This is a genomic window from Nonomuraea sp. NPDC059007 (assembly GCF_042740555.1).
Classification (GTDB): domain Bacteria; phylum Actinomycetota; class Actinomycetes; order Streptosporangiales; family Streptosporangiaceae; genus Nonomuraea.
In genome coordinates, this window is sequence record NZ_JBHYJD010000025.1 from 90,075 (window position 1) to 104,683 (window position 14,609).

The 14,609-nt window shown below is 70.7% G+C and carries 12 protein-coding genes; 8 read left to right on the plus strand and 4 right to left on the minus strand.

Going from position 1 to position 14,609, the window contains the following annotated elements:
• Nucleotides 1-85 precede the first annotated feature (85 nt).
• Nucleotides 86-1,351, minus strand: a complete 1,266-nt coding sequence (locus tag ACFWY5_RS34365) for a serine hydrolase domain-containing protein (RefSeq protein ID WP_379636869.1) — start codon at nucleotides 1,349-1,351, stop codon at nucleotides 86-88.
• Nucleotides 1,352-1,441: 90 nt separating this feature from the next.
• Here ACFWY5_RS34365 and ACFWY5_RS34370 point away from each other — a divergent pair, with 90 nt between their 5' ends.
• The 6 genes from ACFWY5_RS34370 (at nucleotide 1,442) to ACFWY5_RS34395 (ending at nucleotide 7,616) form a co-directional block, all read left to right on the plus strand.
• Nucleotides 1,442-1,966 (plus strand): helix-turn-helix transcriptional regulator, encoded by a 525-nt coding sequence (locus ACFWY5_RS34370; protein WP_379636871.1) that lies wholly within the window; start codon nucleotides 1,442-1,444, stop codon nucleotides 1,964-1,966.
• 101 nt (nucleotides 1,967-2,067) lie between these two features.
• Nucleotides 2,068-3,903 carry a hypothetical protein gene (locus ACFWY5_RS34375; protein WP_379636873.1) on the plus strand — a complete coding sequence of 612 codons (1,836 nt, stop codon included), beginning with the start codon at nucleotides 2,068-2,070 and terminating at the stop codon, nucleotides 3,901-3,903.
• A 102-nt stretch (nucleotides 3,904-4,005) separates the two neighbouring features.
• Nucleotides 4,006-4,926 carry an ABC transporter ATP-binding protein gene (locus ACFWY5_RS34380; protein ID WP_379626261.1) on the plus strand — a complete coding sequence of 307 codons (921 nt, stop codon included), beginning with the start codon at nucleotides 4,006-4,008 and terminating at the stop codon, nucleotides 4,924-4,926.
• 26 nt (nucleotides 4,927-4,952) lie between these two features.
• Complete coding sequence (locus ACFWY5_RS34385; RefSeq protein ID WP_379626259.1) at nucleotides 4,953-5,720, plus strand: ABC transporter permease; 768 nt, start codon at nucleotides 4,953-4,955, stop codon at nucleotides 5,718-5,720.
• Between the two features lie 22 nt (nucleotides 5,721-5,742).
• Nucleotides 5,743-6,984, plus strand: a complete 1,242-nt coding sequence (locus tag ACFWY5_RS34390) for a sensor histidine kinase (RefSeq protein WP_379636875.1) — start codon at nucleotides 5,743-5,745, stop codon at nucleotides 6,982-6,984.
• Complete coding sequence (locus tag ACFWY5_RS34395) at nucleotides 6,981-7,616, plus strand: response regulator (protein ID WP_379626255.1); 636 nt, start codon at nucleotides 6,981-6,983, stop codon at nucleotides 7,614-7,616. Before ACFWY5_RS34390 ends, ACFWY5_RS34395 begins: the two co-directional genes overlap by 4 nt.
• Before the next feature lie 8 nt (nucleotides 7,617-7,624).
• On the opposite strand, the gene ACFWY5_RS34400 is transcribed toward ACFWY5_RS34395, so the two are convergent.
• A complete protein-coding gene (locus ACFWY5_RS34400) occupies nucleotides 7,625-8,623 on the minus strand; it encodes a TerC family protein (protein ID WP_379636877.1) in 999 nt (332 codons plus the stop codon).
• Nucleotides 8,624-8,894: 271 nt separating this feature from the next.
• Between ACFWY5_RS34400 and ACFWY5_RS34405 the strand changes: the two genes are divergently transcribed.
• Nucleotides 8,895-9,344 (plus strand): nitroreductase family deazaflavin-dependent oxidoreductase, encoded by a 450-nt coding sequence (locus tag ACFWY5_RS34405; protein WP_379636879.1) that lies wholly within the window; start codon nucleotides 8,895-8,897, stop codon nucleotides 9,342-9,344.
• Between the two features lie 123 nt (nucleotides 9,345-9,467).
• On the opposite strand, the gene ACFWY5_RS34410 is transcribed toward ACFWY5_RS34405, so the two are convergent.
• Both ACFWY5_RS34410 and ACFWY5_RS34415 read right to left on the minus strand, forming a co-directional pair.
• The gene (locus ACFWY5_RS34410) at nucleotides 9,468-12,698 is read right to left on the minus strand and encodes a S8 family serine peptidase (protein WP_379636881.1); all 3,231 of its coding nucleotides are present in this window, start codon (nucleotides 12,696-12,698) and stop codon (nucleotides 9,468-9,470) included.
• Between the two features lie 150 nt (nucleotides 12,699-12,848).
• Nucleotides 12,849-13,673 (minus strand): oxidoreductase, encoded by an 825-nt coding sequence (locus tag ACFWY5_RS34415; RefSeq protein ID WP_379636882.1) that lies wholly within the window; start codon nucleotides 13,671-13,673, stop codon nucleotides 12,849-12,851.
• A 143-nt stretch (nucleotides 13,674-13,816) separates the two neighbouring features.
• Between ACFWY5_RS34415 and ACFWY5_RS34420 the strand changes: the two genes are divergently transcribed.
• Nucleotides 13,817-14,521, plus strand: a complete 705-nt coding sequence (locus tag ACFWY5_RS34420; RefSeq protein ID WP_379636883.1) for a helix-turn-helix domain-containing protein — start codon at nucleotides 13,817-13,819, stop codon at nucleotides 14,519-14,521.
• The last annotated feature ends 88 nt before the right edge of the window (nucleotides 14,522-14,609 follow it).

Genomic DNA, 14,609 nt, shown 5'->3' on the forward strand with positions numbered 1-14,609 from the left:
GCCGCTGTGGGGCTGGCCGTCGGGGTGGCGACCGTCACGTACTGGCTGCGGCGCCGGAAGGAATGTCCCCGGTGCGTTCGGGCGATCAGGTGACGGGCCGGGCGGTGACGTCCTGGCCGGCCCAGTTCAGCGCGACCTCGCCGGTCGCCAGGAAGTCCAGTTCGACCTCACCTTTCATCCTGGCGAAGAAGCGCGTCTCTGACATGGGCCGCAATTCTGTCCTGACCAGTCCTTGCACCTCCACCATCAACTGGTCGCCGTCGCGCGTGACGTGCATCGTGGAGGTGCGGCCCATGTACCGCATCGTGTAACGGCCGGTGTATCGGTCGAGGACGGCGGGATTGACGGTGACGAAGACCCTGCGGCCGGGCAACTCGTACGGCTCGCCGCGGGCGACGGCCGCCAGACCGGCCTCGATCTCGGCGAAGGCGGCGTTCTCGAGGTTGGACAGCACCGTCACGAAGAGATCGTCACGACGGTAGTGCGCCGAGACGCTGACGAAGCCGATGGCGCCGCCCGCGCTTTCGACCCGGTCACCGCGTACCGCACAGCCGTAGCCGTAGCCGGTCCCGTCGGCCGCCGTGTGCGGCTTGACCAGCTCCGCGAGCGATTCGGGGCGCAACAGGCGGGGCAGGCCGCGGTTCCAGCGGTGCAGGTCCTCGGCCGTCGAGTGCAGGGCCCCCGCGGCGTCCTGGCTGGAGGAGTGCACGCGCGGGGTGCGGGTGAGGCGGCCGTCGCTCGCCATGTGACCGAGAGCGTGTCCTTCCGCGGGATCGCCGGTCAGGCCGCTGCGCTCCATGGCCAGCGGGCCGAAGACATGCCTGCGCAGGTACGCGCCGTAGGTCAGGCCGGACGACCGCTCGATCACCTCGCCGAGCAGGACCCATCCCGAGTTGCTGTAACTCATCCGCGCGCCGGGCTCGAACAGCGGGGGCCGGTCCTTGAAGCCGGCGATGAGCGCCTCTCTCGTGCGCGGCGTGCCCATGACGCGGGTGAAGTCATCGGTCGTGACGTAGTCGGGGATGCCCGAGGTGTTGGTCAGCAGGTGGTGCAGCGTGATCGTGTCGCCGTGCGGGTAGCCGGGCAGGTGGTGGCCGATCGGGTCGGTGACGCGGAGCCTGCCCTCCTCCTGCAGGCGGAGGATCGCGATCGCGGTGAAGGTCTTGGTCTGGGAGCCGATCCTGAACGCCGTGCGCGGCGTGTTGGGCACGGCGTGTTCGTGGTCGGCGTGGCCGTACCCCTTGGCGAAGAGGCGGCGATCCCCGCGCGCGACCAGCACCGCGCCACTGAACCTGCCGAGCCGTGTGTACGCGCGGACGAGCGCGTCCATTCGCCGGGAGCGGAAGAACATGCGTACCTCCATTTTGCATATTCAAGTTTGACCATAAGAGCATGCGGCGGCTGATATGGTCAACCTTGACTATCGCGTGGAGGTGTTCGAGTGTCGTCGACCCGGTTGCTCGTGCTGGGCGTCCTCCATGAGGGGCCGCGTCACGGATACGAGATCAATCAGCTCGTTACGGCCGGGGCGCTGGAGCGGTGGACCGACGTGAAGGCGGGATCGGTCTATCACGCCCTGGCCAAGCTGGAGAGCGAGGGGCTGGCCGAGACGCATGCGGAGGAGCGCACCGGCGATCGGCTGCGCCGCGTGTACGCGATCACGCCGGAGGGCCGGCACGCGCTGCGCGACCTGCTGCGCAAGGCGCTGTCCGCTCCCCCGCACTCCGCCACGTCCGGCTTCGCGCTGGCGCTGCGCTGGCACACGTTGCTGGACTCGGGCGAGGCGCGGGAACTGGTGGAGGCCTCCTTCCTGGCGCTGGAGAGCCGGCGGGCGGAGCTCGCCGCGGGGCGGACGGCCAAGGAGGGGCTGTCGCCGCTGGCCGACGCGCTGTTCGACAACGCCGAGGCGCATCTGGCCGCCGACGCGAAACTCCTGGAGGACATCCGGCGCCTGCTCGGCCCATGACAGGTTGATCGACGATCGTCGCGAACCACTCGCCGGCGATGAGGTTGCGCCCCTGGCGTGGTGGCCGATCCCGGCGAACAATGCGCTGGAGGGGGTGACCGATGGCGGACAGGATCCGGGTCTTGCTCAACAGGGGCGTCATCAGCACCGGCGAAGGTGCCTTCAACATCGTCAGCAACGTCGTCCAGGCTCCGCCCCCGGTCCCGGCCGCCACGGTGCGGGCTCCGCCCCGCGTCGTACGGCTGCGCTCGACCCGCGCCGCCGCCCGCCTGTTCGTCGGGCGGGAGAAGGAACACGCGGCACTGGCCAAGGCCCTGAGGCGGCGTTCCGGCGGGAACGCCCAGGTCCTGACCGGGCTGGGCGGGATCGGGAAGTCCACGCTCGCCCTGCGGTACGCGCTGGCCCAGGTCGGCCGGCGCAACCCCGTCTGGTGGATCGACGCCGAGGATCCGGCCCAGATCGACTTCGGCCTGGAAGCGCTCGCCAGGCGGCTGTACCCGGAAGGCTCGCCGGAGCGGCCCGTCGAGTGGGCCAGGCAGTGGCTCGCCGGCCACACGGGCTGGATGCTGATCCTCGACAACGTGACCCGGCCGGCGGAGGTCGCGGAGCTGATCGGCTCGCTTCCCGGCGGGCGGTTCCTGGTGACCAGCCGCCAGGGCGTCGGCTGGGACGACATCGCCACACCCATCCGGCTGGGCGTGCTGTCCGCCGGCGACGCCGTACAGATGCTGGACAGGCGGGTGGCCGATCGCGGCCTGCTCGACGGCGGCGAGGAGTTGTGCGCGGCGCTCGGCGGGCTGCCGCTCGCGATCGAGATGGCCGGGCACTACATGGCCCAGAACCACGTCTCCGCGCGGACGTATCTGCGGCACCTTTCCGGCGACGGCGCGGTGCTGGACTGGACGCACGCGGGCGGGGACCTCGACCGGACCGTCGCGCGGACCTGGCAGGTCACCCTGGACCGGATCGCCGCCCAGCACGGGCCGCTTCCGGGGCGGATCCTGGGAACCCTGGCCTGGCTCGCCCCCGACGACATCCCGATCAGCCTGTTCCCGGACGAATCCAAGGCCGCCGCCGGGCACCTCGCCGCGTACGGGCTGGTCACCCGGTCCGGCGACGCGCTCTCGGTGCACCGGCTCGTCCAGGCCGTCAGCCAGGACCCCGGGTCCCGGCACCGGGCGGGCCAGGCGTTGCGGACCGCCTGGACCGATGGACCGGAGCCGGCGGCCCGGCTGGCTCCGCACATCGCCGCCTTCATCGCGGCAGGCGGCCTCGCCGAGCTCGACGGCACCTCGGCCGATCTCGCCGTCGCCTACGGCGTCCACCTGGCGCGTACCGTGTCGAGGCAGGAAGGCATCGCCTTCCTGGACAGGACCATCGCCGCGCACGCGGGATCCGCCCACCCGGCCCTGCTGTCCCTGCGGACGACCCTGGCCATGCTGCGCATGCCGCTCGATCCCCTCGACGTCACGATCGGCGCGTTCGAACGGCTCGTCGCGGACAAGCGGCGGGTGCTCGGCCCCGGCGCCCTCGACACCCTGGAGACCCGGCTCGAACTCTGCGGCCTGTACGCGCGGCGCGACGAGGACCGCCGGGTCTTCGCCCACTACCGGCAGCTCGCCACCGACGCAGAACAGGCCCTGGGCAAGAACCACTCCCTCACCCTGCAGACCAAGTGGGACCTGGCCGAGGCCTACCTGAACGCGGACCGGACGTGGCGGGCCGGCCACACGATCGTGGTGCTCGTGCTCTGGTTCACGGTCCTGACCGGCCTCGAAGAGACGCGCGGCCGGGACGACGAGGTGACCCGCCAGATCGGCATGACCATCGCCAAGTACGTGAGCACGCTCGCGCTCCACGACGATCCGGGAACCAGGAGGGTCCTGCGTCTGGTCGGCGCCGCCGAACGCATCCGCCGCCGGCTGAAGAGCGCGTGAGAATGCGCCGTCTGACGGGCGGCGATCCACCGATCGGTGGATCGCCAGGTCCCGCCCCCTGGTCGATGCCGGAAAAGCGCTGGTCATAGCAGGCTGAGGCGCATGCCACCAGTAATCGAGGTACGGAACCTCCACAAGCGCTACGCGGACAAGGTCGCCGTCGACGACGTCTCGCTCACCATCCAGGAGGGTGAGATCTTCGGCATCCTCGGACCGAACGGCGCCGGCAAGACCACGACCGTGGAGTGCGTCGAGGGCCTGCGCATGCCGGATCGCGGTGAGATCAGGGTGCTCGGGCTCGACCCCCTCCGGGACCGCGCCGAGCTGACCCGGCGGCTCGGCGTCCAGCTGCAGGCCGGACACCTGCCCGAACGGCTCCAGGTCGCCGAGGCCCTGGAGCTCTACAGCTCCTTCTACCCCCGGCCCGCCGACTGGCGCGCGCTGCTGAACGACCTGGGCCTGGCGGACAAGGCGAAGACCAGGTACGGCAAGCTGTCCGGCGGCCAGAAACAACGGCTCTCCATCGCGCTGGCGCTCATCGGCGGTCCCCGGGTGGCGATCCTCGACGAGCTCACCACCGGCCTCGACCCGCAGGCCCGGCGCGACACCTGGGACCTGATCGAGGGTGTCCGCGCCCGCGGGGTGACGATCGTGCTGGTCACCCACTTCATGGAAGAGGCGGAACGGCTCTGCGACCGGCTCGCGCTGATCGACGCCGGCCGCGTCGTCATGGTGGACACCCCGGCCGGTCTGACCGAGCGGGCGCGCATCGGGCAGCGGATCCAGTTCCGCCCGTCCAGGCCGATGGACGACCGCCTGCTGACCGGCCTGCCCGACGTCTCCGGCGTCACCCGCCAGGGCGAGCTGGTCATCGTCAGCGGCTCCGACAACGCGCTCAACGCCGTCACCACCGTCCTGGCCCGCAACCAGATCGTGGCGGAACGGCTGCGCGTCGAGCAGGCGAGCCTGGAGGACGCCTTCGTCCAGCTGACCGGCAAGCGCCTCGAATCCGGCTCCCGCTAACCGATCACCGAGAGGACCTCACACCCATGTCAACCCTGCGCACCGCCGAGCCGGGTTCCGCCACGTGGCGGCTCGTCAAGGCCGAGAGCACCCTGTGCGTCCGGGACAAGGTCGCGCCCCTCTGGGGCATCGGCTTCCCGCTCATCTTGTTGATCATCCTCGGCAGCGTCCCCGATCTGCGGGAAACCGTGGAGGGCGGCGGCGGCCTGACGTACTTCGACCTCTATGTTCCTGTTCTGATCCTGTTCAATCTGGCCATCCTGGCCACGGCCTCCCTGCCCACCACACTCGCGGGCTACCGGGAGAACGGCGTGCTGCGGCGCATGAAGACCACGCCGGTCGGCCCGGCCCGCGTGCTCGCCGCCCAGCTCGTCGCCAACTTCGCCATCGCGGTCATCGCGATGGTCCTGTTCCTCGCGACGGCCTGGTTCGGCTTCGGCGTCGACCTGCCGAAACACCCTCTCGGCTTCGCCCTCGCCTGGCTGCTCGCGGCGGCCGCGCTGCTCTCGATCGGCCTGCTGATCACCGCGCTCGCGCCCGGCCGCGCTCCGGCCACGGCGATCGGCACGGTGTTGTTCTTCCCCCTGATGTTCTTCGCCGGACTCTGGATGCCGATCTCGCAGATGCCGCCGCTGCTGCGCGACATCGCCCACTACACCCCGCTCGGCGCGGGCATGCGGGCCTTCCAGGACGCCTACCTGGGTGACTTTCCGTCCGTCGTGCCGCTGCTGACGCTTGCGGCCTATGCGGTGGTCTGCGCGTTCGTCGCGGTCCGCTGGTTCCGCTGGGAATAGAATCTCGCGGGGAGAGGGAGTTGTGAGCAGCAAGATCTCGATTTCGCGGGAGCCGCCGTTCCTGCTGGTCAACGTGGTGCCGTACACGCTGCTGGCGCTGCTCGTCGCGATCCTGCTGATCGTGGAGGACTGGGCGGGCGGCGCCCTGCTCGTCGACCTCGGCCTGTGCGGGCTGGCGGCCGCGTGGATGCTCGGCATGTTCACCCTGCGTCCCGGCTGGCGGAACCGGCCGCGGATCATGGCGGTGTTCGTCGCGGGGGTGCTCGTGATCACCGCGGTCCTGGTGGCCAGGCACCCCGCTTTCGGGCTCTTCACCCCCGCCGCGTACATCTACTCCTTCACCGTCCTGCGCTGGCCGTGGCGGCTGCTGGGCGTCGCCGCCGCGGCGGTCCTCGCCGGTACGGCGCAGGCCTCCGGCATCCCCAAGACCGACGCGCTCGGCGTGGCGATGCACGTGACCATCATCGCGTTCAACATCGCCCTGATGTGCGGTTGCGCCTGGGTCCTGCGGCTCGCCGAGAAGGAGGAGGAGCGGCGCGAGCAGACCCTCGAAGAGCTGAGCCGGACGAACCGGCTGCTGGAGGCGTCGCTCGCCGAGAACGCCGGCCTGCACGCCCAGTTGCTCGCCCAGGCCAGGGAGGCGGGCGTACTCGACGAACGCCAGCGGATGGCCCGTGAGATCCATGACACGCTGGCGCAGGGGCTGACCGGCATCATCGCGCAGCTCCAGGCGGCCGAGCAGATGCACGAGGTCCCGGCGCCGTGGCTGCGGCCGTTCGACGCCGTGAAGAACCTGGCGCGGGAGAGCCTGGCCGAGGCGCGGCGCTCGGTCGACGCGCTGCGGCCGGAACCGCTGCAGGCCGCGCGCCTGAGCGACGCGCTCGTCGCCGTCGCCGGCCGGTGGTCGAAGCTGCACGGCCTGCCCGTCCAGGTCACGACGACCGGTACGGCGCGGCCGATGGTGCCCGAGGCCGAGTTCGCGCTGCTGCGCACGGCGCAGGAGGCGCTGGCCAACGTGGCCAGGCACGCGGGCGCGAGCAGGGTCGGGGTGACGTTGTCCTATCTGGAGCAGGAGGTGGCGCTGGACGTGCGCGACGACGGCAAGGGCTTCGATCCCGCGAGCCTTGAGAACGGCGGGTTCGGCCTGACGATCATGCGGCAACGGGTGGAAGGGCTGTCCGGCAGCCTGCGGATCGAGTCCGAGCCCGGCGCCGGCGCCGGGATCTCGGCCTGCGTCCCCTGTCCTGCCGGGAGCATCACATGATCCGGCTGCTGATCGCCGACGACCATCCTGTGGTCAGGGACGGGCTGAGCAGCATGTTCGCCTCCGCGCCCGGATTCGAGGTGCTCGGCGCGGCCGCGAACGGCGCCGACGCGGTACGGCTCGCCCAGGAGCTCAGGCCCGACGTGATCCTGATGGACCTGCGCATGCCCGGCATGGACGGGCTGAGCGCGATCGTCGAGCTCGCCCGGCTCGGCGTCACCGCGCACGTGCTGGTGCTGACGACCTACGACTCCGACGCCGACGTCCTGCCGGCGATCGAGGCGGGCGCCACCGGCTACCTCCTCAAGGACTCCCCCCGCGAGGAACTGCTGCGCGGCGCGCAGGCCGCGGCCAGGGGCGAGAGCGTGCTGTCCCCGACCGTGGCCGCCCGGCTCATGAACCGGATGCGGGCGCCCGCGCCGCAGTTGCTCAGCCCGCGCGAGCTGGAGGTTCTCGAACTCGTGGCGGCGGGCAACACCAACCGCGAGGCGGCCGCCCGGCTGTTCATCACCGAGGCCACCGTCAAGTCCCACCTGCTCAACATCTACACCAAGCTCGGGGTGAACGACCGCGCCGCCGCCGTCACCGAGGCGTTCCACCGCGGCCTGCTCGTTCCGCGCACGGACTCCTGACCCGGAGGTCAGGGCTGCGGGCTGCCGGTTCGCTCGCCGGCGCTCAGACTGGTGATCGTGACGATGGCCAGGACCGCGATGATCACACCGAGTGACATCAGGGTGGGGATCTCGGGGATGACGGGCCAGATGCCGTGGGCCCAGTGCAGCACCAGCTTGACGCCGATGAACGCCAGGATGACGGCCAGACCGTGGTTGAGGTGGCGCAGCCTGGCCAGGGCGCCCTGGAGGACGAAGTAGAGCGCCCGCAGGCCGAGCAGGGCGAAGGCGTTGGTGGCGAAGACGAGGAAGGGGTCCTCGGTGACGCCGTACACGGCCGGCACGGAATCGACGGCGAAGACGATGTCGGTGACGAAGACGGCCACCATGGCCAGCGCGAGCGGCGTCAGCGCCCGGCGCCCGCCCTCCCGCACCACCAGGTGTGAGCCGCGGTAGTCGTCGGTGACCGGCATGAGGCGGCGCAGCAGCCGTACCGACCGCATACGGGAGATGTCGACCTGCTGCTCGTGCCCGGCCACCGCGTCCTTCATCACCTTGCCGGCCGTGACGATGAGAATGGCGCCGAACAGCAGGAACGCCCACGTCCCGCTCTGCAGGACGGCGGCGCCCAGCGCGATGAAGATCGCGCGCAGCACGAGAGCGCCGATGATGCCGAACAGCAGCACCCGCTGGGCGTAGACGGCCGGAACGGCGAAGGCCGACAGCAGCAGCATGAAGACGAACAGGTTGTCCACCGACAGCGACTTCTCCACCACGTACCCGGTGAAGAACTCCACCGCGGTCCCGGAGCCGAACGCCTGCCACAGATACACGCCGAAACCCACCGGCAGCGCGAGGTAGAACAACGACCACCCCACGGCCTCACGCATCCGCACCTCGTGCGGGCGCCGCGTCAGGACGAAGTCCACTCCCAGCAGGACGACCAGCGCGGCCACGGTGATCGCCCACAACGACGGTGTCCCGATCGTCGGCAGGTCAGCGGAAAGAACGGTTGCCACAACAGGCACGGAGAGCCTCCTCGAACGTACGCGGCCGTTCGAGGTCTCCTTCACCCGCGTCCACGCGGGCGGCCGTCCGGGGACGTCCCATCACGTCCGTACTGACCGGGCCGGCTCTTACGAAGTACTCCCCTCGCACCGCCAGCCTAGTTCAGGGTCCTGAGTGGCAAAAACCCTGGTCACCTCCCCATAGGCGGGAGGATGTGTTGTGATCGTCTGGAGGACGGTCGCTGTGCCGGACTTCGCAACATCATCCGTAGGCGACGATGGGATGGACGCGATGGCTGTTGAGGGCGAGTACGGGCCGAGTCCGCGGCAGTGGGTGCGCGAACAGGTCGAGCTGTACGAGAGCTCGGGCGGCACCGAGGGGACGACGCTCTGGGACACGGGACTGCCGGTGATCATCGTCACGATGCGTGGCGCGAGGAGCGGCAAGATCCGCAAGATCCCGCTGATGCGCGTGGAGCACGAGGGACGGTACGCGGCCGTGGGATCGAAGGGCGGTTACCCGGCTCACCCGGTCTGGTACTTCAACCTCAAGGCCAACCCGCACGTGGAACTCCAGGACGGGCCCGGACACCAGAACATGACGGCCAGGGAGGTCACCGGGGGCGAGCGGGCCGAGTGGTGGGAGCGCGCGGTCGCCGCGTTTCCGCCGTACGCCGAATACCAGGAGAAGACCGACCGGCTGATCCCCGTCTTCGTGCTGGAGGCGGCGGCCGGGAGCTGACCACCTGGCCGGGGGCTTCCCAGCCGCCGCTGAACGCGCTCACCAGGCAGTTGACCTCACGGAAGTCCTGCCGGGGTGGCTGATCCGGGTGGAGCTGCGGTTCCACCCGGATCAGCCCGGGGCTCAGCGCACCCGGAACGCGCGCTCCACGGTCTGGGTGACCGTGGCGCCCGCGCTGTCGCGTGCCGAAAGCCGCAGGGAGACCGTGTCGCCCGAACGCGGCAGGTTCAGCAGGAGCGCGTGCCAGCTGTCACGGCCCGTCGGCACGACCGCGACCCGATGCCAGGACGTCCCGTTGGTGGAGACCTCCGCGGTGACCTTGGTGATCGGCTTGGTCGCGCCCTCCATGCGCTGCAGCCGTAGCGGCAGGGTCATCAGGCCGGGGCGGGTGGCGTTGTTCAGGTCGAGCTTGGGCTCGGCCCGCAGGACGAACACCGGCACCGGGCCCGCGCCCGCCGAGGTGAACGACCACTCGGTCGTGAGCTTGGACGACAGCTCGGTGGCCCTGGGGTCGGCCGTGCCCTCGACGCGGAGCTGGAAGCGTCCCGAGCCGGGCGCGGTGGGCAGGTTCACGGTGAAGTTGGGCAGCTTGCCGGCCGTCGCGACGACCTTGCCGTCGCGCAGCAGCGTGGTGGTGCCGTCGCCGTAGTCGCTGCTGCCGGTGACGCGGTCGCGTCCGGCCGCGTGCCACAGGGGCAGGTTGCCGACCTCGAACTCGGTGTCGGTCCTGGTGATCAGGGTCCGCTCATGCAGGGCCGTACCCACGACCCCCGAGTTCCATCGCTCGTGCTCCTCACGTCCGGCGCGGAAGGTGCGGGCGTCGGCGTACTCGACCGTCTGGTGAAGCCGTCCGCTCGGCATCGTCTCGAAGGCGCGCTCCCAGGGGATGCCGGGGGTGAAGTACCAGGCCTGGGTCACCGGCAGCGCGGTGACCACCTGGCTCCAGCCGGTGAAGCCGTCGCCGAGAGGTCCGCCCGCCATGGGCCCCGCGCCCGGCGCGCCGGTGGCTCCGGCCCGCAGGGTGGCGAGGTCGGCGCGTACCTTGCCCAGCTCGCGGTCACGCGTGCGCAGCTCCCCGGGAACCAGGCCCTCCTTGCGCAGCACGAGGTTGTACACGTAGGGGCTGTCGGTGAACGTGCCGTCCGAGCGCAGGGCGGCGAGCTGGGTGAACTTCTCGAAGCGGAACCCGGACGTCTTGTTCGTGGTGGGCGCGACGCGGAAGCGCAGCGGGTCGGGCGGGACGTTGCGCGGCAGGGAGAAGCGGTCGATGGCGAAACTCGCCGACCACTCCTTGCCGTCCTGCCGCTTCTGGAAGAAGACGAACTCCTCGCCCGCCGTCCTGGCGTCGGGCCGGTCGGTCTTGACCTCCATCATCTTGGCGGTCCTGGCGTCGAAGACGACCTCGCGGTCGGCCTTCACCTCCAGGCCGGTGATCGGCACGACGCTGAGTTCCGCGTGCCCGTCGTCGAACTGGGTCCGCATGATGGTGTAGGCCAGGTAGCGGCCGGCGGGCACGCGGATCGGGCCCTCGCTGTCGCCGTGGTTGATGCCAAGCTGGATGAGCGGCCCGCCGTTCTCCGGCATCAAGGTCATCGGCATGAAGTCCTCGGAGTCGTCGGGGACGGTGCCGAGCTGGTCGATCAGCTTGACGTGCAGGTCGTAGCTCTCCGGCTCCTTGCCGAAGCTGACCAGCGTCGACAGGGTCACGCCCTCGGCCGAGGCGGTGATCCGCCCGCCGTACGCGGTGGCGGAGGCCGCCTTGGGCGCTGCGGTCACGGTGACCGGGGCGGTGCCGCCCGCCGGGACGGTGACCTGCGTGGCGCCCAGCGTGAACACACCCTGCGGCGCGGCCTTGCCCTCGAGGTCGGTGGCCTCCAGGGCGAGGTTCAGGGTGACGGGGGCGGTGCCGGTGTTGCGGTAGGTGAGGGTGCGCTCGATGGCCTTGTCCTCGTACGGCCAGCGCAGGTGACCGAAGGCGACCGTGCCCGCGTCGGCCGTGACGCTCTGCCGTACCGCGTGGGCCACGTCGAGACGGCCGGTGCCGTACTCCCAGACGCTGCCACCGGTCTTGGCCGAGGTGACCAAGGCGGACTTGAGCTCGCGCGAGGTCCAGCCGGGGTGCTGCTGGGCGAGGATGGCCGCGGCGCCCGCGACGTGCGGGGTGGCCATCGAGGTGCCGGACATCCGCACGTGATCGGCGCCGCCCGCCTTGGCCGCGGTGATGGCCACGCCGGGAGCGGTCAGGTCGGGCTTGAGCGCGAAGTCGCCCGCGCGAGGACCACGGCTGGAGAAGCCGGCGAGCTTGTCGTCGAAGTCCACGGCGCCGACGGTGAGCGCCGCGTCGGTGCTGCCGGGGCTGCCCAGGCTGCCCGGCCGGGGGCCTTCGTTGCCCGCCGCGATGACGAAGAGGATGTCGCGCTCGGCGGAGTAACGCTCGACCGCCTGCTCCAGCGGGTCCAGGCCCGCCTGGTCGGGAGCGCCGAGGCTCATGTTGATGATCTTGGCGCCCTGCTGGGCGGCCCAGTCGATGCCCTCGATGATGTCGGAGGTGTAGCCGCTGCCTCTGTCGTCGAGCACCTTGCCGTTGAGCAGCCGGACACCCGGCGCGACGCCCTTGCGCGCGGGCGTGCCCGCCACGCCCTGACCGGCGATGGTGGAGGCCACGTGGGTGCCGTGACCGGCACGGTCCATGGCGTCGGCGCTCTCGCTGAAGTTGGCGGAAGCGTCCACGCGCCCGGCCAGGTCGGGGTGGCGGTCGTCGACGCCGGTGTCCAGGACGGCCACCTTCACGCCCTCACCGGTGAAGCCGGCCTTCCACGCCTCCGGGGCGCCGACCTGCGGAACGCTGCGGTCGAGGGTGGCCTTGACGGGGGCGTCCAGCCACACCTTCTGCACCGACCGGTCCTGGCTGAGGTGAGCCCAGGTGGCGCCGGCCGTGGCGACGGCGTTGATGGAGGCCAGCGGGCGTGCGCCCGACAGCGCTGTCATCGGTGCCGCGCCCTGACGGTACTGCACGATCAGCGGCAGTTGCTTCTCGCCGAGACCGTCCTTGATCAGCTGCGGGACCCGGAAGAGGTTGCGGTCGAGCACTCCCCTGGCCACGTCGCCCGCGACGTCGAGCGGGATGAGCGTCCAGTCGTCCTTGGTGCCCTCGGTGATGTAGCGGACGTTCGTCCGGCCGGGACCGGCCGTGAAGGTGATCCGGCCGCGGTCGACGCTCACCCGGTCGCCGGTGACCAGCGTGACGCTCTTCGCGGCGGCAGTGTCGGGTGGGGGTGTTTCCGCGCTTGCCGACGGGGTCGCGGCCAGTGCCGCCGCGAGGACGGCCGCCGCGACTAAGGTTCTGCCTACCATGATTGACTTCCTCTCTTCCTGACGAGGAGAGTCGATCAAGGGTTAGATCCGCCGACAAGTAGTCACGGTGGCGGTTTCGGTCATGTCATAACTCCGCCACCGGGCGATGACGCTCTCATGGACCGCTCAGCCCGAGGCGGGCGGGAAGACCTATTTGCCGGAAAAGTTCGTGACGAGCTTGTCGAACTCGCGGTCGGTCAACGTCCTGTTGAGCTCCAGGAGCCGGTCGGCCATCCAGCCCACCGCGTAGCGCGTGGCGGGCTTGCCGGCCTCGACGGCCTCCCTGATCACGGTCGCGACGACGCCCGGGTCGGAGCCCTGGGTGTCCGCCCCGAGCTGCGACTCGGCGCGGACGGCCATCGCCTCGGCCACGGCGCCGTAGGCGGTCGCGCCGGAGATCTCGCGCAGGTCCCGCGGCGTGTGGTCTTCGAATTCGGTCTTGATGATGCCGGGCTGGATGATCACAACGTCGATGCCGAACGGCTCGACCTCCATGCGCAGGGTGTCGGAGTAGGCCTCCAGCGCGTGCTTGGTCGCGTAGTACCAGCAGCCGAGCGGCAGCGCGATCTCGCCCCCGATGGAGGAGATGTTGATGATCGTCCCGGACCGCTGTTCCCGCATGTACGGCAGGGCGAGCTGCACCAGCCGCGCGGGCGCGAACACGTTGACCTCGAACTGGTCGCGCGCCTGGTCGATGGAGACGTCCTCGGCCGCGCCGTGCAGCACGGTCCCGGCGTTGTTGATCAGCACGTCGATGCGGCCCCGCTCCTCGGCGACGGTGCCGATGACCCGTTCCAGGTCTTCCGGCCGGCGTGCGTCCAGCGCCAGCGCGTGCCCGCCGGCGTCGCGGATGTCGTCCATCTTGTGTACGCGGCGGGCGGCGCCGTAGACGATGTGGCCGGCGCGGATGAGTTCGAGGGCGGTGGCCTTGCCGATCCCGGCGGAGGCGCCCGTGACAATGACGACCTTTTCCATGATGGCTCTCCTCTTCGTTCCGAGGAGAAGGCTAGGATCGCCCTTGGCCGGAGACAACTCGCTGAAAACATAACCGCAGGTAGACAGCCTCAGACTGGTGCAATGAACGTGCAGCTGAGTGCAACAAGAGGAAGACGGATCACATGCCAGGAGACCGGCTGACGGCCGAGGAACGCCGCCGCATCGCCGAAGGGATGGCGGCCGGCCTGACGTACGCGGAGATCGCCCGCAGGCTGGGCCGTCCCCGATCCACCGTCACCCGCGAGATCGCCAGGAACGGCGGCCCGCACGGCTACCTGGCCGCCCGCGCGCAACACGCGACGAGCTGGCGCGCCCGGCGCCGCAGGCGCACTCCCCACGCCGGCGTGACCGCCGCCCACGCCGGTGACACCCCCACGGTCAGGGAGTTCGAGGAGCGGTTCGTCGCCATGATGATCGAGAGCGGGATGGCGCCCATGACGGCCAAGGTGTTCGCCGCGCTGTTCATCAGCGAGGGCGGCAGCCTCACCACCGCCGAACTGGTCCAGCACCTCCAGGTCAGCCCGGCGACCATCTCAAACGCCATCAGGTGGCTGGAGCTCAGGGAGATGGTCACCCGGGAGCGCGAGGCGCGCCGGACGCGGTACGTCATCGACGTCGACGTCTGGTACCGCACCTGGTCGGCCAGCGCCCGGTCGATGGCGATGTGGGCCGCCACCACCCGGTACGGCGCCGGGATCTTCGGCACCGACACCCCCACGGGCGACCGGCTCCACACCACCAGCCAGTTCTTCGAGCTCCTCGGCCACGACATGGCCCAGGCGGCCGAGCACTGGCGCCAGGCCCTGTCCATGCAACGCCGGCGATGACGACCGGTCGCGGCGTCGGATCGGCCCGCGTGGCCCCGGCGATCGCCGTGCCGTGAAGGGCAGCGTGACCTCGGTGAAACCGTCGCGG

Coding starts and splice junctions, on each gene's coding strand:
- ACFWY5_RS34365 (WP_379636869.1), bottom strand. CDS start 1,351: ATGTTCTTCCGCTCCCGGCGAATGGACGCGCTCGTCCGCGCGTACACA.
- ACFWY5_RS34415 (WP_379636882.1), bottom strand. CDS start 13,673: ATGGAAAAGGTCGTCATTGTCACGGGCGCCTCCGCCGGGATCGGCAAG.
- ACFWY5_RS34380 (WP_379626261.1), top strand. CDS start 4,006: ATGCCACCAGTAATCGAGGTACGGAACCTCCACAAGCGCTACGCGGAC.
- ACFWY5_RS34405 (WP_379636879.1), top strand. CDS start 8,895: ATGGCTGTTGAGGGCGAGTACGGGCCGAGTCCGCGGCAGTGGGTGCGC.
- ACFWY5_RS34375 (WP_379636873.1), top strand. CDS start 2,068: ATGGCGGACAGGATCCGGGTCTTGCTCAACAGGGGCGTCATCAGCACC.
- ACFWY5_RS34420 (WP_379636883.1), top strand. CDS start 13,817: ATGCCAGGAGACCGGCTGACGGCCGAGGAACGCCGCCGCATCGCCGAA.
- ACFWY5_RS34385 (WP_379626259.1), top strand. CDS start 4,953: ATGTCAACCCTGCGCACCGCCGAGCCGGGTTCCGCCACGTGGCGGCTC.
- ACFWY5_RS34410 (WP_379636881.1), bottom strand. CDS start 12,698: ATGGTAGGCAGAACCTTAGTCGCGGCGGCCGTCCTCGCGGCGGCACTG.
- ACFWY5_RS34395 (WP_379626255.1), top strand. CDS start 6,981: ATGATCCGGCTGCTGATCGCCGACGACCATCCTGTGGTCAGGGACGGG.